Raw genomic sequence first — 24,546 nt, 5'->3', positions numbered from 1 at the left:
CCGGGCCGAGGGATGAGCGAGCGCGACCACGACGTCAGCCCGTGACGCCAGCCAGCGCACGGTGCAGCGTGCGCACTGCGGTCCACAAGCGCCGCTTGGAGGCTGCGTGCGACAGCACCTGCGACGGCTCGTCGACCAGCACGATCTGCGCGCGCTGCATCACCTCGGCCGGCAGGCTCCGACCCAACGCGTGGGCCTGGGTTTCACCGAACACCAGATAAGCGCGCGCCGCTGGCGGTGCCTCCGCCAATTCGCCCGCTGCATTCACGCTGACCCGCGCGGCACGCGCCAGCCAGGCACCACAGGCACCGAACGTGCGTCCCAGCAGGTCGAGCTCGCGCGTGGCGCAGCCGCCCGGCAAGACCACCACGCAGGCACCTGGCGCATCGTCGCCCTGCACCGGCGGCGCAGCCGTGATGTCTTCTTGCGTAGCCAGCGGCGTGGGCGCGGCGCGGCGTACCCACGGCACCATGCCCAGCGCGCGCAACACCCGCGCACGATGGACGGCGTCGACATGGCTCGCGGCCGCGTTCATGCGTTGCCGCGGCGTCCCCGCCGCCGGTGCTCGGCCAAACCCCACAGCGTCATTACCGGGCCGGACAACAGGTAAATCGTGAACCCCGCCAGCAATACCCGCGGCGTGTCCAGAATCAGCAGCGCCAGCAACAGCACCGCACCGACCATCCAGCCGAACGGTACCCGCTGGCGATCGCCGGTCGGCAGCGACTTGAAGCTGTAATAGCGAAACCGGCTCACCATCAACAAACCGGTAATCACGGCGATGAACGGCACCACGAAGCACAGCTCGGCACCCGGCACGTCGAATTTCTCCATGCTCCACACGAATGACATGCAGACACCGGCCGCAGCGGGGCTGGCCAGCCCCTGGAAATAGCGCTTGTCGATCACGCTGACCTGGGTATTGAACCGCGCCAACCGCAAGGCGGCGCAGGCGGCGTAGATGAAGGCAGCGGCCCAGCCCAGCTTGCCCCACAGCGGGCCGAAATCCTTCAGCGCGGACAACGACCACGTGTACAGCACCAGCGAAGGCGCCAGGCCGAAGCTGATCAAGTCGGACAGCGAGTCGTACTGCACGCCGAATTCGCTCTGGGTGCCGGTCATTCTCGCCACCCGGCCATCCATGCCATCGAGCACAGCGGCGAAGAACACCGCCACTGCCGCATCGGAATAGAACCCGCTGATGCTGGCGATGATCGCGTAGAACCCGGCGAACATTGCCCCGGTGGTGAACAGGTTGGGCAACAGGTAGATACCCCGGTGCCGCGGCGCGCGGACTGGCATTTGCTCGCTCATGAATCAAACCGTGACAGGATGCGCGAAGTGTAAACCATCGCTTGAGTCCCGATCGCCGGAGTGATAACAAGGACGGGCTGCGTATCTCATCCAGGGGACACTCCATGCAACGTTCGTTGATCGCCGTGGCGCTGATGCTGCTGACGCCGCTGGCCGTGGCGCAGGTCTACAAATGGACCGACAGCCAAGGCACCGTGCATTACTCGCAGACCGCACCGGCCTCCGGTGTCGATTTCAAAAGGATAAAGACGGTCGAATCCGCCGCGGCGCCCGCGCAAGACCCGCAGGCGCAAACGCCGGCAGCTACCACCGAAGCACAGCCCGCCCCGGCGTCCAGCCAGCCGATCGCGGACACACCCGCCAACCGCAAGACGCTTTGCGACTCCCTGCAGAACAATCTGAAGATGCTCAAGGGCACCGGCCCGGTGGTGATGCAGCAGGCCGGAAAATCGACGGCGCTGGACGATACCCAGCGCAAGCAGCAGATCGCGGCGGACGAAGCGCAATATCAGCAATATTGCCAGGCCAACTGATTTACGTTCACCCCCATCGGCGCGCCTTTCAAACGCGCCGGCGGAAAACCCGCATTCACGCTGCATAGCGGCTTCCAGCGCGGTCTGACGGCTATAATCGGCGCCTTTCCCCTCCGCCGGATCCACTCGCATGCGCCTCAGCCAATTCCACCTGGCCACCGTCAAGGAAATCCCTGCCGACGCCGAAATCGCCAGCCACAAGCTGATGCTTCGCGCCGGCATGATCCGGCGGCTGGCCTCCGGCCTGTACACCTGGTCGCCGCTGGGGCTGCGCGTGTTGCGCAAGGTCGAAAACGTGGTGCGCGAGGAAATGAACCGCGCCGGCGCGATCGAGCTGCTGATGCCGTCGGTGCAGCCGCGTGAACTCTGGGAAGAAACCGGCCGCTGGGAGAAATTCGGCGGACAGCTGCTGAAAATCAAGGATCGCAAGCAGCAGGAGTTCTGCTACGGCCCCACGCATGAGGAAGTCATTACCGACTTTGCCCGCAACGAGCTGAAAAGCTACAAGCAGCTGCCGGTCAATTTCTACCAGATCCAGACGAAGTTCCGCGACGAGATCCGCCCGCGCTTCGGTGTAATGCGCGCGCGCGAATTCCTGATGAAGGACGCTTATTCCTTCCACCTCACGCAGGAATCGCTGGCCGCCACCTATGCGGTGATGTATCAGGCATACACCCGCATTTTCACCAGGCTCGGGCTGAGTTTCCGCGCGGTGCAGGCGGATACCGGTGCGATTGGCGGCAATGCCAGCCACGAGTTCCAGGTGCTGGCCGATTCGGGTGAGGACGCCATCGCGTTTTCCGACGGTTCCGATTACGCGGCCAATATCGAGAAAGCAGAAGCGCTGGCGCCCACCAGTGAGCGCCCGGCCGCCACGACGGCGTTGCAGCAAGTGGCTACGCCCACCCAGAAAACCATCGAGGACGTCGCTGCGTTCCTCGGCGTCTCACCCGAGCGTTGCGTGAAAACCCTGCTGCTGCGCGGACGCGACGGGCTCGTCGCGTTGTGCCTGCGTGGCGACCACCAGGTCAACGAGGTCAAGGCGGCGAAGCTCGACAAGCTGGGTGGCGAATCGATACTGGCGAGCGAGGAAGAAATTCTCGCCGCCGTCGGAACCCGCCCGGGCTTCATCGGGCCGGTGAAACTGCCTGATTCGATTCCGGTCATTGTCGACCGCGACGCCGCCGTGCTCGCCGATTTCGTTTGCGGCGGCAATGCCGACGGCACCCATTACACGGGCGCCAACTGGGAGCGTGATGCGCGCATCACCCGCATCGCCGATATCCGCAATGTGGTCGAGGGCGATCGTTCACCCGATGGCGAAGGCATCCTGCATATTGCGCGGGGTATCGAAGTAGGCCACGTATTCCAGCTCGGCACGAAATACGCCGAAGCACTCGACGCCGTGGTGCTGAATGACCAGGGCAAGACGCAGGTAATGACCATGGGCTGCTACGGCATTGGCGTGAGCCGCATCGTGGCGGCGGCCATCGAGCAGCGCCACGACGACGCCGGCATCGTGTGGCCCGAAGCGATGGCGCCATGGCGTGTCGCGGTTTGCGTAATCAACCCGAAGCACCTGCCGGCGGTAAGCGAAGCGGCGCAGGCGCTCTATGAAGCACTCAATGCACGCGGCATCGAAACCGTGCTGGATGACCGCGGCCTGCGTCCCGGCGGCATGTTCGCCGACATGGAATTGATCGGCATTCCGCACCGGGTGGTGATCAGCGACCGCGGCCTCACCGCGGGCACGCTTGAATATCGCGGGCGTACCGAAACCGAGAGCCGGGCCATTACCCAGGAACAGCTATTCGACCTGCTTGGCTGATTCGCGCAGCGGGTACAAAGTACCTGTCACGACAGCACACGAATGCCGCCCCGTTATCGGGCGGCGGCCGCAAATTAACTACACGGCAATGCATTACGGCTCCCCCCGGACCACGTGAAACCGATGTGATCGAGTTAATCGTCACGGGGGACGCGTGCAGCTAATGGGCGCCTGCTTTGCATTCAATTTTCTTTTCGTGGAGAATCATGCAGTGGCACTTCGTTTGTTCCACCCCGTTGCAGCCAATTCCACATTACTGATAACCACTCCCGGAGTTCCCCATGGCCGTCGATATCAAGAACCTCAACCATAACCAGCTCAACGAACTGATCAGCAAGGCACAAACGCGCCAGACGGAGCTGCGCAAGGAAAAGGTGGTCAAGCTGCGCGAGAAAGTCCACGCGCTGATCAAGGCCGAGGGTTACAGCTTCGAGGACATTTTCGGCCAGAGCCGCGGAAAGTCCCGTCGCACCGGTCCGGTGGCACCGAAATACCGCAACCCCGCCGACCCGGCCCAGACCTGGTCCGGCCGCGGCAAGCGCCCGCGCTGGTACAACGATGCCTTGAAGGCGGGCAAGAAGGAAAAGGATCTGGCGATCTGATTCGTTTCTGGCGCTTGCGCGGCAGGCATGTAGCGAACAATGCCCTCGTGCCGCGGTTGAAAGTATCAAACCCGCATGCGTCCCGGACGCATGCGGTTTTTTTGTGATGCGCGATATATGGAGCACTCCCAAAGAAAGTCTCCTCTTTCCTTGGGAAGAGGATTGAGGAGAGGGTGCTCGCGGGGAAGTGGGTGACGGGGCTTTTCGATACCGTGGGAGGTTTGGTTGGGGCTTCCCCGCGGCGTGGCCCCCTCTCCCCTGCCCTCTCCCCGCAGGGGAGAGGGCATTACGGTGTTTCTGGGGTGCTGAGGTTTGGCTAGGTCGTCAAGCCGAGCTGCGCGGCCAGGTCAGAGCATGCCGGTTTCGAGTTTCGCGGCGTCCGACATCATCGAGTGACTCCAAGGCGGATCGAATACCAGATCCACGTCCGCCTCGATAATGGTGGGGATCATCTCCAGCTTGGTGCGCGCGTCATCCACCAGGATGTCGCCCATGCCGCAGCCGGGTGCGGTCAAGGTGAGTTTCACGTAGACCTTGCGATCGCCTTCGGCGGTCTGCTCCAGGCTGAGGTCGTAAACCAGCCCAAGGTCGACCACGTTTACCGGGATCTCCGGATCGAACACGGTGCGCAACTGGTCCCAGGCCAGTTTCTCAACGTCCTCGTTGGTGGCGTCGGCAGCCACTTCGATCGCCTCCGGTGGCGGCTTGCCCAGTGCATCGGCATCGTCGCCCGCAATACGGAACAGGTTGCCGTCGACATAGACCGTGAAACTGCCGCCCAGCGCCTGCGTGATGTAGCCGATCTGGCCGGCCGGCAAGGTGATCACCTCACCCTGCGGCACCATCACCGCGTTGCAATCACGCAACAGGGTGAAAGGTTCGCTGCTCAAACTGAAACCACTCATACCACTGTCCAACCCGAATCAATGGGCGCGACAAGACACCGCGCCGGCGCTCTATTATGCCGCCCGTCGCCCCGGGCTGCTTGTTCCAGATCAAGCGAGAGCCAGTCAGCCGCCCGCGACGGGCGTGGCTCTTCGCGCTCGCGTTATGATCGGGGCTTTACCCGGGGAATCAATGTGACCGCCATTCTTTCGCGCCCGTCGCATTCATGAGCGTGCATTCCGTTTTCCGCGCGCTGTTCGCCCTCGTCTGCGCTGCCATGCTGGGACTCGCGGCCGGCGCCGTGTGGATGGTGGCCGCTCTCTACGCGGGCCACGCCACGTCCTGGCTGGCGTTGCCGTTTGCCGTGGTGCTGGCATGGACCATACGGCACTGGGTGCAGTCGCCGGGCCGCTTTGCGGCGTTACTTGCCGCGCTCGCCGCACTGCTGGCGGCGCTGTACGTCAATGTGCTGATGGCTGGTGCGCTGGTTGCCGCCAACATGGGCATGGGTATCGTCGATGCACTGCGCACGGCGGGCGCCGGCATGCTGCTGCAACTGGCACGGATGGGCTTCTCGGCGGCTGATGCCGGTTGGTACCTGGTCGCCGCCGGGCTGGCTGCGGTACTCGCAAGCCGGCCCCGGCGGAGCAACTGACGCATCGGCACTGGTGAGGAAAACCACTTCCCGTGGTTTTCCTCGATCGCATCACGCGCGCTCAGTCGTCCAGCGATTTCAGCTCGTTCACCAGCTGGCCCGCGGCAGCCTGGCCATCGCCGTACAGCATGCGGGTGTTGTCAGCGTAGAACAGTGCATTCTCGATGCCGGCAAAGCCGGTGCCCTTGCCACGCTTGATCACGATCACGTGTTTCGCGGCGCTGACGTCGAGAATCGGCATGCCGTAGATCGGCGAAGCCGGGTCGGTTTTGGCCAACGGGTTCACCACGTCGTTCGCGCCGATCACCAGCGCCACGTCGGTGGCGGGGAATTCCGGGTTGATCTCGTCCATGTCGGCAATCAGGTCGTAGGGCACGCCCGCCTCGGCCAGCAGCACGTTCATGTGCCCGGGCATGCGGCCGGCCACCGGGTGAATGGCGAATTTCACCTTCACCCCGCGCTTGATCAGCAACTGGGCGAACTCCCATACCTTGTGCTGCGCCTGCGCCACCGCCAGGCCGTAGCCGGGCACGATCACCACGCGCTCGGCGTAGGCCATCATCACCGCCGCATCGCTGGCCTCGACCGGCTTTTGCGCGCCCTCGATCGCCTGCGCCTCGCCACCGGCCGCACCGAAACTGCCGAACAGCACATTGCCGATCGAACGGTTCATCGCCTTGGCCATCAACTGGGTCAGCAAGGTGCCGGCCGCGCCGACCACCATGCCGGCGATGATCATCGCCTCGTTGCCCAGCACAAAACCCTCGAACGACACGGCCAGGCCGGTGAACGCGTTGTACAGCGAGATCACCACCGGCATATCGGCGCCGCCGATCGGCAACGTCATCAGCAGGCCGAACAGCAACGCCAGCACGAAGAAAAGTGCGATCAGAGGCCCGCTGACATGGCCGGACGCCAGTACCACGCCCACCACAACCGCGGCGGCCAGCAGCAGCATGTTCACCACGCGCTGGCCGGGGAACACGAAGCGCTTGTCCATCCACCCTTGCAGCTTGGCGAAAGCGACCAGCGAACCGGAAAAACTCACCGTGCCGATCAAGGCACCCAGCACGCCCAGCGACAGCTCCACCGGCGACAGCATCGGCGGCAGACCGTTTATCGCCCAGCTCTCCGGCTGCAGCGGCGAGGTATTCGGCACCACGTGCAGCAGCCCCAACGCACGCGCGTAGCCGATCAGCTCGACCGCGCCGATGGCCGCCGCCGCGCCGCCGCCCATGCCGTTGTACAGAGCCACCATCTGCGGCATCGCCGTCATCGCCACGCGCCGACCGGTCCACCACGCGGCGCTGACGCCAATAAGCACGGCGGCAACAATCAGGCTGCGGTTGTGCATGTCTGGCAGGAAGAACGTCGCCAGCACCGCCAGCAGCATGCCCACACCGGCCCACACGATGCCGCCGCGCGCCGTGCGCGGCGAGCTCATGCGTTTCAGCCCCAGGATGAACAGCAGCGCGGCGAGGAAATAACACGCCTTGATCAAGGTCGGCAGCAGGCTCATCCCTGATCTCCCTTGCCGGCGCCCGGCTTGCTCGACTTGAACATCTCCAGCATGCGCTCGGTCACCACGTAGCCACCCGCGGCATTGCCGGCGCCAAGCAGCACGCCCACGAAGCCGATGGTTATCTCGAACGGGGTCTGTGCATGACCGAGCGCGATCATCGCGCCCACCAGCACGATGCCGTGGATGAAGTTGGAGCCGGACATCAACGGCGTATGCAGGATCACCGGCACCCGCGCGATGATTTCGTAACCGCAGAACGCGGCCAGCATGAAGATGTAAAGTGCCAGGAAACCGTCGATCATGACCCCACCCTGTCAGGAACTTGGTTCACGCATCATACGGTTGTCCGTCAACCGGCGCGAGCTTGGCGCGTTCAAGCTATGGAGTCGAACGATGGAGCCCGAAAATGCAGCACGCGACGACACGGGCGCGCCAGCCATGAATACGGCGGTCGACGCGCTTGGCGCGGACATGGTGCTCGATGAGGCGACACCGGCCACGCTGGACGCGTTCCTGGCGCAGGTCGAGCGCCGCGCGTTCCGCATGGCCGAGATGCAGTTGCGTCACCGCGAAGACGCCATGGACGCGGTGCAGGACGCGATGCTGCGGCTGGTGAAGCACTACCGGGACAAGCCCGCCGCAGAATGGGCGCCGCTGTTCTGGGGCATCCTGCGGCGGCGCGTGGTCGACCTGCAGCGGCGGCGCAAGGTGCGCTCGATCGTGGTGGGCTGGCTCGGCGGCGGCCACGACAAGGATGGCGACGAACTCCCGGTATGGGAGCCCGCTGACCAGAACCCAGGCCCGCTCGACCGGCTGCACGACGTGCAGTCCTATGCAGACATGGCCGCCGCGGTGAACACCTTGCCGAGGCGCCAGCGCGAAGCTTTCATGCTGCGCATGCTGGAAGGCCTCGACGGCAAGGAAACGGCGCAAGCCATGGGCTGCAGCGAAGGCAGCGTGAAAACCCATCTGTCGCGCGCCATGCACACCTTGCGCGACCAACTGGAGAACTGGCGATGAACATGCCCGACACCGAGTCCACCCGGCCTGGTGATCGATCCGGCAGCCTGGCGGGCGACCTGTCCGACCAGCGGCTGCAACAGCGCGCCCGCGAGCTTTACCGCGAAGCTGGCCGACGCGTCGACCCGGCAACCGCCGGGCGCTTGCGCGCGGCCCGCCGGCAGGCGCTGGAGACGGCAGGCAAGCCATCGCACCAGGTCAGCCGCTGGCTGATTCCGTCCGGCGCCGTGGCGGTGATCGCCCTGGCGTCGCTGATGCTGTGGCAACCGTTGCCGCAAGGCAGCAACCGGCCAGCCACCACCGTCGAGGCAGCCACCGACCTCGACAACGAGTTGCCGCCGGATGCCGACAAGACCGATCCGGTGCTCTACCAGAACCTCGATTTCTACACCTGGCTGGCTGCTGCCGACCACCACCCGACGACGCGCTGAGTCATGAAACCACTACTCCGCATCGCACTCTCCCTGCTGCTGGCCGGCGCGCTTGGCAATGCCTTTGCCGCCCCACCGCAGGACGACGCGGGTACGCCGCCGCCATCCTGGAGCAGCCTTTCCGCCGCCCAGCGCGACGTGCTGGCACCGCTGCAGCAGGAGTGGGACAGCTTGTCGCCACGCAAACGGGCGCACATGCTCCGTCGCGCCGAACACTGGGCCACGCTGCCACCGGAAAAGCGCGCGGAAATCCGCGAGCGCATCGCCCGTTGGCAGCAGATGACACCCGAGCAGCGCCGGCAGGCCCGCGCCAACATGCGCGAGTTCCACAAGATGCCGCGCGAGCAGCGCGAACAACTGCACGCCACGTTCGAGCATTTCCAGAGCCTGCCGCCGCCGCAGCGCGAGCGCCTCATACGCGAGTGGCGCGCGCTGACGCCGAAACAGCGGCTGGAATGGCGCGAACCGACGGCGCCCGCGGCGCAACCGCCTTCATCGGACCAACCGTCGCCACCATCACATCCGCAGTGATGGTCTGACCGAACCGGAAGCCGCGACCTCATCGTCGCGGCGAATCACCCGGCCTACCGCACGACACTCACGCCGTGAAACGGGCCTCGCCGGCGTGGCTCACGCAGCTCTTGGCCACCAGCTCATCCTCGAAATCCGGTGCCAGCGCGCCGTCACGCAGCAGCAGCTCGCCAAAGTTGAAGACGTTGCGCGCGTACATTTCCGAGGCGTGCAAAGGCGCACCGGCCGGCAGGTTGAGCGGCCCCAGGATCACCACGCCAGCGTGCTCCACCCGCTGGCCCGGCTGGGTGAGTTCGCAGTTGCCACCGCCTTCGGCGGCGAGATCCACGATCAGCGCGCCCGGCTTCATGCCCTCGACCATCGCCGCGCTGAGGATCTTCGGCGCCGGTCGGCCCGGCACCGCGGCGGTGGTCACGATCACGTCGATGGATTTCAGGTGCTCGGCCAGGGCCTGCTGCTGCGCGGCGCGTTCCTCCGCCGACAACTCGCGCGCGTAACCGCCGCTGCCAGCGGCGCTGACACCCAGCTCCAGGAACTTCGCGCCCAGCGACTCCACCTGTTCGCGGGTTTCCGGGCGCACGTCGTAGCCTTCCGTTTGCGCACCCAGCCGGCGTGCCGTGGCGATCGCCTGCAACCCCGCCACGCCGGCACCGATCACCAGCACTTTGGACGGCCGGATGGTGCCGGCGGCGGTGGTCAGCATCGGGAAGAATTTCGGCGAGGCCTCGGCTGCGATAAGCATGGCCCGGTAACCTGCCACCGCCGCCTGCGAACTGAGCACGTCCATCGCCTGCGCCCGCGTGGTTCGCGGCAGCAGTTCCAGCGAAAAGGCGGTCAGCTTGGCGTCGACGAGTTGCGCGATGCGCGCGGATGCGCCGTGCGGGCGCAACTGACCCACCACTACACTGCCCGGCCGCAACTGCGCCAGCGCCGCATCGTCAGGCGGCAGCACGCAGGCCAGCAGATCCGCTTGCGCCAGCACCGCGGCCGCGTCGGCGAATTCCACGTCCGCATAGGCCGCATCGGGAAAACCGGCGGCGCGCCCCGCATCATGCTGCAGCAGGATACGTACACCGCGGGCCCGCCATTTCTTGGCCATCTCCGGCGTGATCGCCACGCGTCGTTCCCCTGCGGCGGTTTCACTCAAGGCGGCTACGGTCATCGACATCGGACGTTCCCTGCTGGAGAGTTGGGTTATCTTAGCGTGCCCATGGGCGCAGTTGCCTGGCGTGTGATGTCCCTGCCGCCGCCGACGCTCCCGCTGTCTGCATGGATATAGCCGGTGTCGCTACCCCGCGAAACGTCCGAAGACCTGCTGACCCTGGCACGCGAGGCGCGTGACCGGGCCTACGCGCCGTATTCGAAGTTCAAGGTAGGTGCGTCGCTGCTTACCCGTGATGGCCGTCCATTCCAGGGCTGCAACGTGGAAAACGCCGCCTACGGCCTGTGCAACTGCGCCGAGCGCACCGCCCTTTTCAACGCGGTGGCGGCCGGCTGCCAGCCCGGCGACTTCGCCGCGTTGGCCGTGGTTACCGATACCGATGGTGTGGCCAGCCCCTGCGGCGCCTGCCGCCAGGTGATGGCCGAACTGTGCGATGCGCGGATGCCGGTGCTGCTGGCCAATCTGCGCGGCGACATGTCGGAAACCACGGTGGATGCACTGCTGCCGGGCGCGTTCACGTTGTCCCGGTAATTGCTTGGCTTCCAGCGCATCCACTCCTAGCATGGGCGTTCCCGCATCATCGAGTTCCCCATGCTTTCCGGACTGACACTGTTGCAACAACGCCACTCCGTCCCCGCGCCGCAACTGGGCGCGCCCGCTCCCGATGAAGCCACCTTGCGCACCCTGCTTGAGGCAGCGGTGCGGGTGCCCGACCACGGCAAGCTGGTGCCGTTTCGCCTGATCCGGTTGCAGGGTGAGGCGAAGCTGCAATTCGGCGAAAAGCTGGTGGCGCTGTCGCTCGCCAAGCATCCGGACATCTCCGACGCCAAGCTCGACAAGGATCGACGGCGCTACCTCTTTGCGCCGCTGGTGATCGTGGTGGTGGCGAATATCGACACCCACGCCAAGGTGCCCGTCATCGAGCAGCAGCTGTCCGCCGGCTGCGTGGCGCACAACCTGCTGCTGGGCACCCATGCGCTGGGTTTCGGCGCGCAGTGGCTCACTGGCTGGGCTGCCTACGACCGCGATGCCGCCGCCATCCTGGGCCTGGCCGACAACGAACAGGTGATCGGTTTCGTCCATATCGGCACGCCGCAGGCGGACATCGCCGATCGCGACCGGCCCGCGTTGGACGACCTGCTCAGCACATGGACAGCGTGATGCCGTCCACCGTCCACCTGGTGGACGGCAGCCTCTATGTCTTTCGCGCCTGGCATTCCATGCCGGACGAGTTTTTCGATGCCGACGGGCAATCGATCAACGCCGTGCACGGGTTCACCCGCTTCCTGTGCGAACTGCTGGAACGGGCGCAGCCGGACCACATCGCGGTGGCGTTCGACGCTTCGCTGACCAGTTCGTTCCGCAACACGATCTACCCCGCCTACAAGGCCAACCGCGAACTGCCGCCGCCGTCGCTGGAGCGCCAGTTCGTGCAATGTCGCGCGGTGACCGAGGCGCTCGGCATCTGCATGATGATCGACCACGCCTACGAAGCCGACGACCTGATCGGCAGCACCGCCTGGAACCTGCGCATGCAGGGCTGGCGCAGCGTCATCGTGTCGGCCGACAAGGATTTCGGCCAGTTGCTGGGCGAACACGACGAACAGTGGGACTACGCGCGCAACCTGCGCTGGGGTCCGGGCGGTGTGCATGAAAAGCTGGGCGTGCACCCGCATCAGGTCGCCGACTACCTGGCGTTGTGCGGCGACGCGATCGACAACATCCCCGGCGTGCCGGGCGTGGGTGCGAAAACCGCCGCGGCGCTGCTCACCCATTTCGGAAGTCTCGACAACCTGCTCGACCGCATCGACGAGGTGGCCTTCCTGCGCTTGCGCGGCGCGGCCAGCTGCGCCGTCAAGCTGCGCGAACACGCGGAGAACGCGCGTACTTACCGGCGGCTGACGCGGATCGCGCTGGACGCACCGGGCATGACCACGACGGAAGCGCTGCGACGGCAACCGGCCGATCCCGCCGTGCTGGAAGCGCTGTGCGAGCAGTTGCGGTTCGGCGCCTTCACCCGCAGCCGCCTGCGTGCCCTGCTGCGCTGATGCCACGGTTGTTGCCCGCGCCGCGCGGTATCACCATGGCGGTATCTCTTTGACAGGCGACAACGATGACCCCAGCTGAAAATGTGCCGGCCGACGCGCATGCTCCCGTGGAAACCCTGTGCGAAGGCCGCTGGCTCAGCCTGCGCAAGCGTGGCCGCTGGGAGTACGCCGAGCGCAACAACCCCGGCGGCGCAGTGATCATCCTGGCGGTGACGCCGGAGGACAAGGTGCTGTTCGTCGAGCAGTACCGGGTGTCGATCCTGCAAAACACCATCGAGATGCCGGCCGGCCTGGTCGGCGACCTGCCGGACCAGGCCGATGAAGGCGCGCTGTTGGCCGCCCAGCGCGAGCTGGAAGAGGAAACCGGCTACCGCTGCCAGCGCGTGGAGTTCATCCACACCGGTCCGTCGTCCTCGGGCATGAGTACCGAGATGATCGCGTTCGTGCGCGCGTGGGAGTTGGAAAAAGTCGGCCCTGGCGGTGGCGACGAAACGGAAAACATCGTCGTCCACGAAGTACCGCGGCGCGACGCCGGTGCCTGGCTGTTCGCGCGCGCCGCCGAAGGTTATTCGATCGACCCCAAGCTGTTCGCCGGCCTGTGGTTCATCGAGCACGGCGCCCCGGCCACCGAAGCGGCGAACAAAAAGAGCTAAAGATTTTCGACGGATTGCCGCCATGAGTATGCCGACCCACATCGGCGCCCCCTCACAGATGGATCCGTCCCCATGAAAATTCTGCTTGCCTCCGCTCTGCTGTTGCTGTCGCCGCTGGCTGCCCATGCCGCCTGCTCGCCCACCGATTTCACGATCACCGAGTTCAAGCCGCAGGTTCCCGGTTCCGGCTCCTCCATGCGCCTGCGCCTCGCCGGCGAGCTGGCCAACCACTGCGCCACCGCCTCGGCAGCCCAGATCCGGATCGAAGCGAAGGACGCCAGCGGCAAGGTGCTGCAGAGCAAGGAAGGCTGGCCGGCCGGCACGTCCAACATTGCCCCGGGCGAAACGGCCAAGTTCGACCTCGGCCGCCTGTTCCGCTACCAGTCGGACATGGACACCTACACCGTCAGCATCATCAACGTGCGCACCTGGTAAGCACCAGCCGGGATCGCCGCCGCGCATGCGGCGGCCTCCCCCGGTGATACGAACGATGACAATCGCACCGGCGTAACCGCCATCCCCCCGTAGAAAAGAACACCGCCCGGCGATGACGCCGAGCCGCCTCGCTGCGCCCGGCCACCGCTGAAAACGGGCGGTGCCGGCGTGCGGCGTGCATCGTCGTGGGTGCGGCTAAAGAATCCGGCGGCGTGGCCGATCATGGGTATATCGACTTGTTCTGGCTTTGTACGGATGGACACTCACCTATGAAAATACTATTTGCCGCCACTGCCTTGTTTCTGCTGCCGATGGGTGCGCATGCGGCCTGCGCCGTCAAGGATTTCGCTATCGCCAACTTCTCGCCGGCCATGACCAGCGTGGGTTCGTCCACGCGCATCACCCTGCGCGGTGACCTGGTCAACCATTGCGCCGAAGCAGCCGCGGGGCAGATCCGCATCGACATCAAGGACGACAAGGGCAACGTCCTGCAGAGCAAGGACGTGTGGCCCGCCGGCACCGGCAACATCGGCCCGGGCGACAAGGTCAGCTTCGACGTGGGCCGCCTGTTCCGCTACAAGGACGGCATGAGCGCGTTCACCGCCACGATCACGGACGTGCGCATCTGGTAAGTCTTCAAAGCGCACCGATGGAAACGAAAAAGGCTCCGAAAGGAGCCTTTTTTATGCCCGCCATCCCATGACCCACTGACGGATGGATGCGCGGCCCGCCACGCGGGCGCCCGCTCAATGCAGTACGAACAGCTTGTCGAAGCCGGCCACGCGCAAGGTGCCGCGCAGTTCGGTACCGGCGTTGACGATGCGGATGTCGGCCTTGTCCGCGCCGGCATGCTCGCGCAGCAGAAGCAGCATGCCCAGCGCGGAGCTGTCCATGCTGCTCACTTCGCTGAAGTCGATGACATAGCTGCGGGCGACACCGTCGCGCAGGCAGGCGTCGTGGAATTCACGGTGGATACTGAAGTCGAAGCGCTCGCCCAGTTGCAGGGTGAGGCAATCGTTGTCGCTGTCGTGGTGGACGATCATGGTGGGTTCCTCAGAATAGCTCGATCTCGCCGGCGTCCATCGAGCTTTGCAAGGCCGGGCCGCGCGAACGCAGCCGGGCTTTCTCGCGCTGGATGGCCAGGCGGCTGCGCAGGCGCTGCGCGTGGGCCTGCAGCACTTCGGCGTCGTCCGGCCCGCAGGCCAGCTCTTCGATGTCGCGGGTGCACTCGGCGGTGACTTCCTGCAGCTCCATCAGGCGCGTGCGGGTCTGGTTGATCAGCTGGCTGAGGATGTCCTCGAACTGCAGCGAGCGGATGGTGGTGGACACGTCGCTGCCCAGGCCACGGCTGATTTCGACGACCTGGTCGGCCACGGCGCTGGTACGCGCGTCGCTCTCGGTGACGTGCGCCATCATCGCGTCGATGCCGCCCTTGGCCGACAGCGCCACGTTCAGATCCTGCGAGGCCATGGTGCCCACCAGCCCGCGCAGCTGCTCCATCGCGGCGCGCGCACGCTCCACGTGGCTGCCGATCTGCTCGTTGAACTGGTTGGAGTTGCTGGCCAGGTTGCGGATCTCGCCGGCGACCACCGCGAAACCGCGACCGGATTCGCCCGCGCGCGCCGCCTCGATCGCCGCGTTCAGCGCCAGCAGGTTGGTTTCTTCGGCAATGGTGTTGACGTTGCGCAGCAGGCCGAACACGGCGTCCATTTCCTTGGCCATGCCGTCGATGCGGTAGACGATGCGCAGGCTCTCGCGCGACATCTGCACGATCATGCCCACGAAATGCTGCAGCAGGTCGGCAGTGCGCGCCGCGAAATCCTGCACCGAGACACCACCCTCCTGCCCGCCGATGATCTGTTTCAGCAGCGACTGCTGCAGCGCGGTCTTGTTGGACAAGCCGTCGAAGCCGCCGCCGAGTTCGAGCACGGCATCGCGCAGCAGGTCCAGGCCCTGGTGCAGCTCGCGGGTGGCGTGGCCCAACTCGTCCACCACTGCGCCGCGCATGTCATCCAGCGCCTCGCGCACGGGCTCGATGTTGCCGGGCGCCGCCGCGGGCACCTGTTCAGTGTTGCGTGTCCGGCTTTCGATGATCCACACGATGGTGAGAAGCACGATCAGCAACGGCGCCAGCCAGGCTTCGCGCACGAACAGGGCAAGCAGCAAGGCAACCGCACTGGCAAGCCCGCCGTAGACGGGATATTTGGTGGCGCTGGGGGCAGTGAAAAGCATGAGTGACGATCCGCAGGTCAGGCGCTCGTGGCGCTTACGTGAGTTTGGCGCGTCAGCGCAAGCAGGCGCGCGGCAATATGGTCCAGCGGCTGCATTTCGCTAGCCGCACCGAGCTTCCAGGCCGAACCGGGCATGCCCCAGACGACCGAGCTTTCTTCATCCTGCACCAGGGTGGTGGCGCCAGCCTGATGCAATTCCAGCAGGCCGCGCGCGCCATCGTCGCCCATGCCGGTAAGCAGCACCGCGACCGTGGCCGCCCCGGCGCTGGCCGCCAGCGAACGGAACAGCACGTCCACGCTGGGCTTGTGCCGGTTCACCGCCGGGCCGTCGTGCAAACGGCACACGTAGCGCGCGCCGTCCCACATCACCAGCAGGTGGTGGCTGCCCGGCGCGATGTAGACATGGCCGCTCTGGATGGGCTGGCCGTCGCGGGCCTCGCATACGCGCATCGCCGAGCAGCGGTCCATCCGCGCCGCGAAGGGGCCGCTGAACGCCGCCGGGATGTGCTGGGTCACCAGGATCGGCGGCGCATCCGGTGGCATCGCTTCCAGCAGCACGCGCACCGCTTCGGTGCCGCCGGTGGATGCGCCCACCGCGATCAGCGGGCTGCCGCCACGGGTACCCGCGGTCTGCGCGCGCGGCAGCACGGCGTCGGCCGACAGGCGTGGCGGCACGTCCAGCTTGCGCACGGCGGTGCGCGCGCGCGGCCGCGTGGTGGCCGCCATCTTCACCTTGTGGCAGATCTCCTGCGCGCTTTCGCCGAAGCGGCTGGCCAGGTCGCTGTCGGGCTTGGCGAAGAAATCCACCGCGCCCAGTTCCAGCGCACGCAAGGTCACGTCCGCGCCCTCGACGGTCAGCGACGACACCATCACCACCGGCATCGGTCGCAGCCGCATCAGGTTCTCCAGGAAGGTGAGGCCGTCCATGCGCGGCATCTCGACGTCCAGGGTGAGCACGTGCGGGTTCAGCTGCTTGATCTTCTCGCGCGCGATCAACGGATCGGCAGCGGTGCCGACCACCTCGATCGCCGGATCGCAGGCAAGCATGGTCGACATCAGCTTGCGCACCAATGCGGAGTCATCGACCACCAGAACACGCACTCTTTCCATGTTGTCCATCACCCTGCCGTAATCCAAACCCTGTCGCATGCGACAGCACTGTCAATCCGCGTGCCTGCCGCCGCGGTCGCTAGAACAACTCGACCTCACCCTTTATCGGATCATTTGCCAAACGCTTGAGGTAACCGCGCTCGTCGGCCACCAGCGCCACATCGTCGCGGCGGCGCAACTGGCGTACCCGCACGCGGCCACTCTGCGGAAAAAACTGCACCTGGCGGGGGTAGATGTCGCCCAGGTCGGAGGCGCACAGATTGAGCTTTTCGACTTCGATGTAGCGCTGCACGAACTCGATGTTGCGCTGCCCCACATCGCTGAGCTGGGCCAGCACACGGCCGCCGCCGAAAATCTTCACCTGCAGGTCGGCGCGCTGGCCGCCGGCATTGAGGACACCGTTGATCAGCTGCTCCATCGCGTCGCTGCCGTAGCGCGCCGCGCGGCTGATGGTGGACGACCAGCCATCGCGTTCGCCCAGCGGCTCGGGCAGCATGAAATGGTTCATGCCGCCGATACCCCGGCGCGCGTCGTGGATGCAGGCTGATACGCACGAACCCAGCACCGTGGTGACGAGCTCTTCCTGGGTGCTGACATACAGCTCGCCGGGCAGGACCTTCACCGTCATGCACGCGCTGACCGGGTCCCAGTAGCGACGCAGATGTTCGAAACCGGGAAGCGCACGCGGCGGCGGCGCCGTGGGTTTCGCGAAGGTCGAAATATTCATCCGCGTTTCCGGTAGACCGTGCGGCCAATCAGTTCGAAATCGTCGTTGATGCCATGCAGCGATTCGGAATGACCGAGAAAAAGGTAACCACCCACCGGCAATAACTGCGCGTAGCGGCGGAACAGGCGCTGCTTGGTGGGCTGATCGAAATAGATCACCACGTTGCGGCAGAAAATGGCATCGAACGGCCCACTCATGGGCCAGTCATGCAGCAGGTTCAGCGGCTGGATCGTCACCAGCTCGCGCAGCTGCGGATGCACGCTGGCGAGGCCTTCGTACTCGCCGGTGCCGCGCAGCAACCAGCGACGGCAGCGCTCCGCGCTGATGCCGCCGAGGCGGTCCAGCGGATAGACGCCCCTGCGGGCGGTGGCCAGTGCCTGCGGCGACAGGTCGGTGGCCAGGATCTTCGCGTCCAGCGTGCTGTTGTTGCGCGCGAGGGCCTCGGCCAGCACCATCGCCAGCGCGTACGGCTCCTCGCCGCTGGAACACCCGGCCGACCAGATGCGCAAGCGGTCACCGGCACGCTGCTTGTGTGCCAGCCACGCGGGAAGCAGCTCGTTCTCCAGCAGTTCGTAGTGATGCACTTCGCGAAAAAAACTGGTGACATTGGTGCTGATGGCGCTGGCCAGTTCACCCAGTTCGCTCTGCGGGTCATGCCGCAACACGTCGCAATACTCGGCAAAACCCTTCAGGCGAAGGGCGCGAAGCCGCCGCTGCAGGCGACCTTGCACCAGCTGATGCTTGTGGTCGCCCAGCGAGATGCCGCAGTGCTCCAGCACGAAACGGCGCAGAAACTCGAACTCCGCGGTTTGCAGCACGGGGCCATTGCTGCCCGCCGCAGCCGGATCATTCTTAGCCGGGGCGGACAACACGCTCACTCAGAACTCCTTCCAGGCACCGCTTGCATTGCCGGCGTCGGCGGTCGCCGGCGACGTTTTCGATGCGGGCGCATTGCGCATGGCGGCGAACACGGCCTCGGTGGCCACCGCCACTTTCTGCGTGCGCGCCTGTGCCGCGGCGGCGTCCACGTCGTCGCCGTCCTCGCTCAGGTGAAAGAAGCCGACCTGGCGGCTCAGTTCGCCGGCCTGCTCCTGCATCGCACGGGCGGCGGCCGAGGCCTCTTCCACCAGCGCGGCGTTCTGCTGGGTCATCTCGTCCATCTGCATGACGGCGTTGTTGACCTGGTCGATGCCGGCCGACTGCTCCTGGCTGGCCGCGGCAATCTCGGCCACGATGTCGGTGACCTTCTTCACGCTGTCCACGATCTCGGCCAGCGCCTTGCCGGACTGGTCGACCAGCTCGGAGCCGCTGCGCACCTTCTCGGCACTGTCGGCGATCAGCCCCTTGATCTCCTTGGCGGCGCCGGCGCTGCGCTGCGCCAGGCTGCGCACCTCGGTGGCGACCACGGCGAAGCCGCGACCCTGCTCACCGGCGCGCGCCGCTTCCACCGCGGCGTTCAACGCCAGCAGGTTGGTCTGGAAGGCGATCTCCTGGATCAGGCCAACGATGTCGGCGATCTTGTTGCTGGAGGCATTGATTTCGCCCATCGCCAGGATCGCGCGACTGGCCACTTCGCCGCCGCGCTCGGCCTGCTCGCGGGCACCGCGGGCCAACTGGTTGGCATGGCTGGCGTTCTCGGCGTTCTGCTTCACGGTGGAGGTCATTTCCTCCATCGACGAGGCGGTTTCTTCCAGGCTGGATGCCTGCTCCTGGGTACGCTGGCTGAGGTCGTCGTTGCCGCGGGCGATTTCCTGCGCGGCGGTATTGACCGCCTCGGAGCCCTGGCGCACCTCACCCACGATCGCACTGAGGCGATCGTCCATGGTGCGGAACGCATTCAACAGCTTGCCCAGTTCGTCGTTGCGACCCACCTCGATATCGTGACCGAGGTTGCCGTCGGCGATGGCATGCGCCACTTCCACGGCGCGCCGCAGCGTGCCGGTGATCGAGCGGATCAGCAGCACCCCGACGATCAACGCCACCAGCAAGCCACCGCCAAGCGCGGCCAGCGTAAAAGCCCGCACCGTCTGGTAGCGGCTCACCTGTCCGTCGTAGATGCTCAGCGCCGTGGCCTGCTGCGCCTGCATGATCTTGGCCAGCGTGGCCTGGCGCATCAGCATCAGCGGGCGCACCTGCATGTTGAGCAGGTCGGGCGAGGCCTCGTCCTTCTCGGCGAACGCGTCCAGCAGATCCTTGCTGTTCGACTCCAGGTCGGCGTCGGTCGAGGTCCAATCCTTGTACAGCTTCTCGATTTCCGGGCTCTTGGGCAGCGCGGCGAGCTTCTTCTTCAGCTCGGCGATCTCGGCCTGCGACTTGGTGAAGTCGTCGATCTTCTGCTTCATCTGGTCGGGCTGGCTCATCAGCGACGCCGCCTCGCCCAGCGCGATGTACGACATCAGCGAGCGCTGCGTGATGGTGGCCACCAGGTTCGCCGGCACCATCTGGTCGTGATAGATCTCGCGCGTGCCGTTGTTCTGCATCTGCATGGCGCCGAGGCCGATGATCGCGCCGCCAATCAACATCGCGCCAAGCATGCCGAGCACGCCGATGAGGCGGGTCCTGACGCTCAGCGTGGGCATCTTGGTAAAGCGTGCCATGAATGTTTTTAGCTTCATTTTCTATCCCCGGGGTCAGGCGGCAACTTCGACGTCACGGACGTCCGGCATGGCGGCGTCCAGCGTTTCGACGTCTTCAGGACGCATCAGTTTTTCCACATCCAGCAGCATCACCATGCGTTCCACATGGGTGGCCAGGCCTTTCAGATAGCGGGTGTCCACCACCACGCCCATGTCGGGCACGGGCTTGATCGCGGCCGGGTCGATGTCGACCACGTCGGACACAGCGTCAACGACGATGCCGAACAGACGCTCTTCCACCGCCACGATGATCACCACGGTGTTGTCGCCGAAGCTCTCGCGTTCCAGCCCGAAACGCAGGCGCAGATCCATGATCGGCACGATCGCGCCGCGCAGGTTGAGCACGCCAAGCAGATGTTCCGGGGTTTGCGGAATGCGCGTCACCCGTGACCAGCCGCGGATCTCGCGTACGGCCAGAATGTCCACGCCGTATTCCTCGCCGGCGAGAGTGAAAGTGAGCTGCTGCAACGTTGTTGCCGCGTCCTGGTTGTTTTCGTGCATGGCCTGCTACCTGTTGACGGACGCCTGCAGACGTCCTGCTGCCCTGACTTTGTCGGCGCTTGAAGGGGAAACTTGAGCGGGGCCGGAATGGCGCCGCTCCGGTTCAAAACGAGTATTCGCTCCAGATACCGGCTTCATTGCTGCGCCGGATCTCGCCGTTGTCGCGACGCAGGGCGTTGCGCTTGAACGCCAGCGCCAGCCGCAGACGCTTCACCGGTTGCCACTGCACGCCGGCGTTGGCGTACATCGCGCGGCGCGAGGGATCGTTCAGGCGCGTGGGCTGGGCCCGGTCGTAACGGGCGAACACGCTCCATTGCGGCGCCACCTGCACGCTGCCCCAGGCCGACCAGCTGCCGTTGCGCTCGCTGTTCACGCTGTACAGCGTGGTCCAGTTGCTGGCGTAGCTGTAGCGCATGCCCAGGCGCCAGACGTCACTGGCATAGGCTGCCAGCAGGTCGAGCCGGCGCGCGGTGTGGTAAAGCGGCCGCGCATCCGCGCTGGCGGCAAGCTGGCCATCGAAGCCGCCCAGCGCCAGCATCGTGTGTTCGCTGGTATGCCACGTCACCATCGCCTCGACGTCGGCGCGGCGGCCGTGGGTGGGGTGTTTGTAGCCGCCGCCCGTCACCACGGACACGGCGTAATCCACCTTCGGCGCCAGCACGCCTGTCAGGTGCACGCCCCAATCGGCGGCGCTGTCGATCTTCTGGATCGAGGTGCCGATGGGGTCGATGTAGCGGTAGCCGTACCACTTGCTGGTCAGCGCCAGCGCGGGCATGTCGTCCACGCCCACGCGCAAGCGGGTGCCGCCGTCCCACTGCCGCTGCACATAGGCGTGCTTCAGCCATACGTCCGGGTCGCGCTCGCCGCGCAGCCAGTTCACGTCGGTGGTGACATGGACCGACCACGCGGGGTCGAACGCGTAATCCGCATCCAGGTACAGGCGCTTCAGATCGACGTCCCACGCACGGGTGTCGGTACCCGCCGCGTGGTCCTGTTTCTGCAGCTGACTGATATCGGCAAACACCTTGCCGCCGAAGCTGAAATCGCCGGCGCTGGCGGCTGGGGTGGCCAGCGCGAATGCGCTACCGAGCGCAAGCACCGGCATCGCGTGCCGGGCCGACATCCAAACAGAATTCATGGTTATTTCCGTGGAAAAGGAGAAGGGAGCGGCAGCGTGCCGCTCCCGGGGATAGCTGCGGGGACGAGGCCCTAGAACTCGGTCCAGTCGCCCGGGGCCACCAATGCTGCGGTGCGCACCGGCATGGCCTTGGTCACGCGACGCGGCTGCGCCCGCGCAGGGCGAGCGGATACGGGCGCCGGGGCGGCAGGTGCCGCCTCGTCCGGGGTCAAGTGGAAGAACGTCATCTGCTGGCGCAATTCGTTGGCCTGCTCCTGCATCGCGCGGGCGGCGGCGGAGGCTTCCTCCACCAGGGCCGCGTTCTGCTGGGTKACTTCRTCCATCTGCATCACCGCGCGGTTGACCTGGTCGATGCCGCTGGATTGCTCCTGGCTGGCAGCGGCGATCTCGGCCACGATGTCGGTGACTTTCTTGACGCTGTCCACGATGCCGGTCAGCGNTCCATCTGCATCACCGCGCGGTTGACCTGGTCGATGCCGCTGGATTGCTCCTGGCTGGCAGCGGCGATCTCGGCCACGATGTCGGTGACTTTCTTGACGCTGTCCACGATGCCGGTCAGCGCCGCGCCGGACTCGTCGACCAGCGCACTGCCCGCTTCCACCCGGCGYACGCTTTCGCTGATCAGCCCCTTGATCTCCTTCGCCGCCGCGGCACTGCGCTGCGACAGRTTGCGCACCTCGCTGGCGACCACGGCGAAGCCGCGGCCCTGCTCGCCGGCGCGCGCCGCTTCCACGGCRGCATTCAAGGACAGCAGGTTGGTCTGGAACGCGATCTCGTCGATCAGGCCCACGATGTCGGCGATCTTGCGGCTGGAGGCGTTGATCTCGCCCATGGCTTCGACCGCCCGCGCCGCCACTTCACCGCCGTGTTCGGGTGGCACATCAACTCGCCGATCAGCTCGCGCCGGATCACGNGTCTGGAACGCGATCTCGTCGATCAGGCCCACGATGTCGGCGATCTTGCGGCTGGAGGCGTTGATCTCGCCCATGGCTTCGACCGCCCGCGCCGCCACTTCACCGCCGTGTTCGGCCTGCTCGCGCGCGCCGCGCGCCAGCTGGTTGGCGTGGCTGGCGTTCTCGGCGTTCTGCTTCACGGTGGAGGTCATTTCCTCCATCGAGGCGGCGGTTTCTTCCAGGCTGGACGCCTGCTCCTGCGTGCGCTGGCTGAGGTCGTCGTTGCCCTTGGCAATCTGGTGCGCCGCCGTGCTGACTGCCTGCGAACCGTGCTGCACTTCGCCCACGATGGTGGTCAGCCGCAGCCGCATCCGCGCCAGCGCGTCGAGCAGGCTGCCGCTGGCGAAGGTCCTTTCATCGTCGATGACCAGGTCGCCATCGGCGATGCGCGAGGCCATCTTCACCGCGAAATCCGGCTCGCCACCGATGCTCTGCCGGATGCTGCGCATCGNTTTCATCGTCGATGACCAGGTCGCCATCGGCGATGCGCGAGGCCATCTTCACCGCGAAATCCGGCTCGCCACCGATGCTCTGCCGGATGCTGCGCATCGACAGCCACACCAGCAGGATCACCAGCAAGGCCACCAGGCCCGCCTTGGCCAGGTTCATCATCAACGAGTGCTGGAACTGCGCATCGATATCGTCGAAATAGGCGCCGGCCGAGAAATTGAGGTCCCACGGCTTGAACAACTGGCTGTAGGTGATTTTGTCCTTGCCGCTGCCGTCCGGCATGATCTGGGTATAGCGGATCAGGGTGTGTCCGTTCTTCAGGTTGCCCTCCACCATCAGGCGATAGTGCGGCTTGCCCTTGGCATCGGTTTCCTTGGCAATGCTCTGGCCGACCAGCTTTTTCTTCAGCGGATGCATGCGCATGGTCAGGCCGGTATCGAAGGCAAAAATGTAGCCGGTGCCTTCGTCCCACTGCATGTCCTCGATCTGTCGCAATGCCAGACGCTTGGCTTCGGCAGCGCTGAACTCGCCGGCGGCTGCCCGCTTATCGTAAGCCGTAGCCACCGAGATGGCCGATTCGATCTCGCTGCGCAAGGTGCGCTCCAGCCCTTCCATCTGCCGCGTACGGCTCTCGAAGGCATTCATCACGGTAAGGCCAACCAGCCCCGCGATCACCACGACAACCACCAGAGCCACCCGTGCATTGAGGCTCATGCGATTGAACGACCAACGTTTCAACGAAAACATGTTGTAAATCCAAAGATGATGAAAAAAGTCAGGTGCGGCGAGCGACGACACTCGGCAACGCGCACATCAAAATTCTGTCCACTCGCCGGCCATGGCCGGCCGCATCACATCAGGGCGGGCCGCCACTTGGCGTCGCGGTGGTACCGCGGTTTCCGCCACACGCTTGGGCGGAGCTGCCTCAGGTGTCGTCCGCTCGGTTTTGTCCACCCGGAAGAACGTCATCTGCTGGCGCAATTCGTTGGCCTGCTCCTGCATCGCGCGGGCGGCGGCGGAGGCTTCCTCCACCAGGGCCGCGTTCTGCTGGGTGACTTCATCCATCTGCATCACCGCGCGGTTGACCTGGTCGATGCCGCTGGATTGCTCCTGGCTGGCAGCGGCGATCTCGGCCACGATGTCGGTGACTTTCTTGACGCTGTCCACGATGCCGGTCAGCG

Annotated in this window: 29 protein-coding genes and 3 pseudogenes; 13 read left to right on the top strand and 19 right to left on the bottom strand. The window is 65.6% G+C overall.

Annotated elements, in window-relative coordinates:
- Window positions 1–34: 34 nt before the first annotated feature.
- Together ASD22_RS00155 and ASD22_RS00150 are read right to left on the bottom strand one after the other, a co-directional pair.
- Window positions 35–535 (bottom strand): hypothetical protein, encoded by a 501-nt coding sequence (locus ASD22_RS00155; RefSeq protein WP_056077316.1) that lies wholly within the window; start codon window positions 533–535, stop codon window positions 35–37.
- Window positions 532–1,314, bottom strand: coding sequence for a phosphatidylcholine/phosphatidylserine synthase (locus ASD22_RS00150; RefSeq protein WP_056077313.1), 783 nt, complete (start codon window positions 1,312–1,314; stop codon window positions 532–534). Before ASD22_RS00150 ends, ASD22_RS00155 begins: the two co-directional genes overlap by 4 nt.
- Window positions 1,315–1,418: 104 nt before the next feature.
- Here ASD22_RS00150 and ASD22_RS00145 point away from each other — a divergent pair, with 104 nt between their 5' ends.
- The 3 genes from ASD22_RS00145 to ASD22_RS00135 all read left to right on the top strand — a co-directional run bounded on the left by ASD22_RS00145 (window position 1,419) and on the right by ASD22_RS00135 (window position 4,277).
- A complete protein-coding gene (locus ASD22_RS00145) occupies window positions 1,419–1,847 on the top strand; it encodes a DUF4124 domain-containing protein (RefSeq protein WP_056077310.1) in 429 nt (142 codons plus the stop codon).
- Between the two features lie 130 nt (window positions 1,848–1,977).
- On the top strand, window positions 1,978–3,675 hold the full coding sequence (locus ASD22_RS00140; protein ID WP_056077307.1) for a proline--tRNA ligase: 1,698 nt from the start codon (window positions 1,978–1,980) through the stop codon (window positions 3,673–3,675).
- Between the two features lie 281 nt (window positions 3,676–3,956).
- A complete protein-coding gene (locus ASD22_RS00135) occupies window positions 3,957–4,277 on the top strand; it encodes an H-NS histone family protein (protein ID WP_056077304.1) in 321 nt (106 codons plus the stop codon).
- 347 nt (window positions 4,278–4,624) lie between these two features.
- On the opposite strand, the gene sufT is transcribed toward ASD22_RS00135, so the two are convergent.
- Window positions 4,625–5,182, bottom strand: coding sequence for a putative Fe-S cluster assembly protein SufT (sufT, locus tag ASD22_RS00130; protein WP_056077299.1), 558 nt, complete (start codon window positions 5,180–5,182; stop codon window positions 4,625–4,627).
- 206 nt (window positions 5,183–5,388) lie between these two features.
- Between sufT and ASD22_RS00125 the strand changes: the two genes are divergently transcribed.
- Entirely contained in the window at window positions 5,389–5,817 is a 429-nt protein-coding gene (locus ASD22_RS00125; protein ID WP_056077297.1) for a hypothetical protein, read from the top strand.
- A 61-nt stretch (window positions 5,818–5,878) separates the two neighbouring features.
- Here ASD22_RS00125 and ASD22_RS00120 read toward each other — a convergent pair whose 3' ends face one another.
- The gene (locus ASD22_RS00120; RefSeq protein ID WP_056077295.1) at window positions 5,879–7,336 is read right to left on the bottom strand and encodes an NAD(P)(+) transhydrogenase (Re/Si-specific) subunit beta; all 1,458 of its coding nucleotides are present in this window, start codon (window positions 7,334–7,336) and stop codon (window positions 5,879–5,881) included.
- Window positions 7,333–7,641, bottom strand: a complete 309-nt coding sequence (locus ASD22_RS00115; RefSeq protein WP_056077291.1) for an NAD(P) transhydrogenase subunit alpha — start codon at window positions 7,639–7,641, stop codon at window positions 7,333–7,335. Before ASD22_RS00115 ends, ASD22_RS00120 begins: the two co-directional genes overlap by 4 nt.
- Window positions 7,642–7,777: 136 nt before the next feature.
- On the opposite strand from ASD22_RS00115, the gene ASD22_RS00110 reads away from it, so the two are divergent.
- The 3 genes from ASD22_RS00110 to ASD22_RS00100 are packed head-to-tail and all read left to right on the top strand — an operon-like array spanning window position 7,778 to window position 9,321.
- On the top strand, window positions 7,778–8,359 hold the full coding sequence (locus ASD22_RS00110) for an RNA polymerase sigma factor (protein ID WP_056080677.1): 582 nt from the start codon (window positions 7,778–7,780) through the stop codon (window positions 8,357–8,359).
- Window positions 8,356–8,790 (top strand): hypothetical protein, encoded by a 435-nt coding sequence (locus ASD22_RS00105; RefSeq protein ID WP_200945306.1) that lies wholly within the window; start codon window positions 8,356–8,358, stop codon window positions 8,788–8,790. Before ASD22_RS00110 ends, ASD22_RS00105 begins: the two co-directional genes overlap by 4 nt.
- 3 nt (window positions 8,791–8,793) lie before the next feature.
- Entirely contained in the window at window positions 8,794–9,321 is a 528-nt protein-coding gene (locus ASD22_RS00100) for a DUF3106 domain-containing protein (RefSeq protein WP_056077289.1), read from the top strand.
- A gap of 67 nt (window positions 9,322–9,388) precedes the next feature.
- Here ASD22_RS00100 and ASD22_RS00095 read toward each other — a convergent pair whose 3' ends face one another.
- Window positions 9,389–10,489 (bottom strand): NAD(P) transhydrogenase subunit alpha, encoded by a 1,101-nt coding sequence (locus ASD22_RS00095; protein WP_056077286.1) that lies wholly within the window; start codon window positions 10,487–10,489, stop codon window positions 9,389–9,391.
- A 114-nt stretch (window positions 10,490–10,603) separates the two neighbouring features.
- Between ASD22_RS00095 and cdd the strand changes: the two genes are divergently transcribed.
- From cdd to ASD22_RS00065, 6 genes are all read left to right on the top strand, one after another.
- The gene (cdd, locus tag ASD22_RS00090) at window positions 10,604–11,014 is read left to right on the top strand and encodes a cytidine deaminase (protein WP_056077283.1); all 411 of its coding nucleotides are present in this window, start codon (window positions 10,604–10,606) and stop codon (window positions 11,012–11,014) included.
- 60 nt (window positions 11,015–11,074) lie between these two features.
- Window positions 11,075–11,644, top strand: a complete 570-nt coding sequence (locus ASD22_RS00085; RefSeq protein ID WP_056077280.1) for a nitroreductase — start codon at window positions 11,075–11,077, stop codon at window positions 11,642–11,644.
- Window positions 11,644–12,531 carry a 5'-3' exonuclease H3TH domain-containing protein gene (locus ASD22_RS00080; RefSeq protein WP_235577459.1) on the top strand — a complete coding sequence of 296 codons (888 nt, stop codon included), beginning with the start codon at window positions 11,644–11,646 and terminating at the stop codon, window positions 12,529–12,531. The genes ASD22_RS00085 and ASD22_RS00080 overlap by 1 nt, the downstream gene beginning before the upstream one ends.
- Before the next feature lie 65 nt (window positions 12,532–12,596).
- Window positions 12,597–13,184 carry an NUDIX hydrolase gene (locus ASD22_RS00075; protein WP_056077273.1) on the top strand — a complete coding sequence of 196 codons (588 nt, stop codon included), beginning with the start codon at window positions 12,597–12,599 and terminating at the stop codon, window positions 13,182–13,184.
- 72 nt (window positions 13,185–13,256) lie between these two features.
- Window positions 13,257–13,619, top strand: coding sequence for a hypothetical protein (locus ASD22_RS00070; protein ID WP_056077270.1), 363 nt, complete (start codon window positions 13,257–13,259; stop codon window positions 13,617–13,619).
- Window positions 13,620–13,888: 269 nt separating this feature from the next.
- Entirely contained in the window at window positions 13,889–14,251 is a 363-nt protein-coding gene (locus ASD22_RS00065; RefSeq protein ID WP_056077267.1) for a hypothetical protein, read from the top strand.
- 114 nt (window positions 14,252–14,365) lie between these two features.
- On the opposite strand, the gene ASD22_RS00060 is transcribed toward ASD22_RS00065, so the two are convergent.
- The 13 genes and pseudogenes from ASD22_RS00060 to ASD22_RS00005 all read right to left on the bottom strand — a co-directional run.
- Window positions 14,366–14,662 carry an STAS domain-containing protein gene (locus ASD22_RS00060; protein ID WP_056077265.1) on the bottom strand — a complete coding sequence of 99 codons (297 nt, stop codon included), beginning with the start codon at window positions 14,660–14,662 and terminating at the stop codon, window positions 14,366–14,368.
- Between the two features lie 10 nt (window positions 14,663–14,672).
- Window positions 14,673–15,851, bottom strand: a complete 1,179-nt coding sequence (locus ASD22_RS00055; protein WP_056077263.1) for a methyl-accepting chemotaxis protein — start codon at window positions 15,849–15,851, stop codon at window positions 14,673–14,675.
- 17 nt (window positions 15,852–15,868) lie between these two features.
- Window positions 15,869–16,960: a chemotaxis response regulator protein-glutamate methylesterase gene (locus ASD22_RS00050; protein WP_082520147.1), complete on the bottom strand. Its 1,092-nt coding sequence runs from the start codon at window positions 16,958–16,960 to the stop codon at window positions 15,869–15,871.
- 79 nt (window positions 16,961–17,039) lie between these two features.
- Window positions 17,040–17,687 carry a chemoreceptor glutamine deamidase CheD gene (gene cheD, locus ASD22_RS00045; protein ID WP_056077254.1) on the bottom strand — a complete coding sequence of 216 codons (648 nt, stop codon included), beginning with the start codon at window positions 17,685–17,687 and terminating at the stop codon, window positions 17,040–17,042.
- Window positions 17,684–18,565: a protein-glutamate O-methyltransferase gene (locus ASD22_RS00040; RefSeq protein ID WP_235577458.1), complete on the bottom strand. Its 882-nt coding sequence runs from the start codon at window positions 18,563–18,565 to the stop codon at window positions 17,684–17,686. Before ASD22_RS00040 ends, cheD begins: the two co-directional genes overlap by 4 nt.
- Window positions 18,566–20,284 (bottom strand): methyl-accepting chemotaxis protein, encoded by a 1,719-nt coding sequence (locus tag ASD22_RS00035; RefSeq protein ID WP_082520071.1) that lies wholly within the window; start codon window positions 20,282–20,284, stop codon window positions 18,566–18,568.
- 33 nt (window positions 20,285–20,317) lie between these two features.
- Window positions 20,318–20,824 (bottom strand): chemotaxis protein CheW, encoded by a 507-nt coding sequence (locus tag ASD22_RS00030; RefSeq protein WP_056077249.1) that lies wholly within the window; start codon window positions 20,822–20,824, stop codon window positions 20,318–20,320.
- A 103-nt stretch (window positions 20,825–20,927) separates the two neighbouring features.
- The gene (locus ASD22_RS00025) at window positions 20,928–21,962 is read right to left on the bottom strand and encodes a hypothetical protein (protein WP_156458912.1); all 1,035 of its coding nucleotides are present in this window, start codon (window positions 21,960–21,962) and stop codon (window positions 20,928–20,930) included.
- Between the two features lie 71 nt (window positions 21,963–22,033).
- Window positions 22,034–22,401: pseudogene (locus ASD22_RS00020) on the bottom strand (methyl-accepting chemotaxis protein); the annotation flags it as partial.
- Between the two features lies 1 nt (window position 22,402).
- Window positions 22,403–22,875, bottom strand: a pseudogene (locus tag ASD22_RS16960) (methyl-accepting chemotaxis protein); the annotation flags it as partial.
- Between the two features lies 1 nt (window position 22,876).
- A pseudogene (locus ASD22_RS16955) lies at window positions 22,877–23,366 on the bottom strand (methyl-accepting chemotaxis protein); the annotation flags it as partial.
- Between the two features lies 1 nt (window position 23,367).
- Window positions 23,368–23,980, bottom strand: a 613-nt coding sequence (locus tag ASD22_RS16950; protein WP_235577564.1) for a cache domain-containing protein, incomplete at its 3' end; no start/stop codon positions are given.
- A 198-nt stretch (window positions 23,981–24,178) separates the two neighbouring features.
- The coding region (locus ASD22_RS00005; protein ID WP_235577457.1) for a methyl-accepting chemotaxis protein at window positions 24,179–24,546 on the bottom strand (368 nt) is incomplete at its 5' end.

Origin of the sequence: Rhodanobacter sp. Root480 (genome assembly GCF_001426645.1) — a bacterium.
Taxonomy (GTDB): domain Bacteria; phylum Pseudomonadota; class Gammaproteobacteria; order Xanthomonadales; family Rhodanobacteraceae; genus Rhodanobacter; species Rhodanobacter ginsenosidimutans.
Note: the sequence above shows the minus strand (reverse complement) of the source record. Positions and strands in the feature narration are given on the sequence as shown.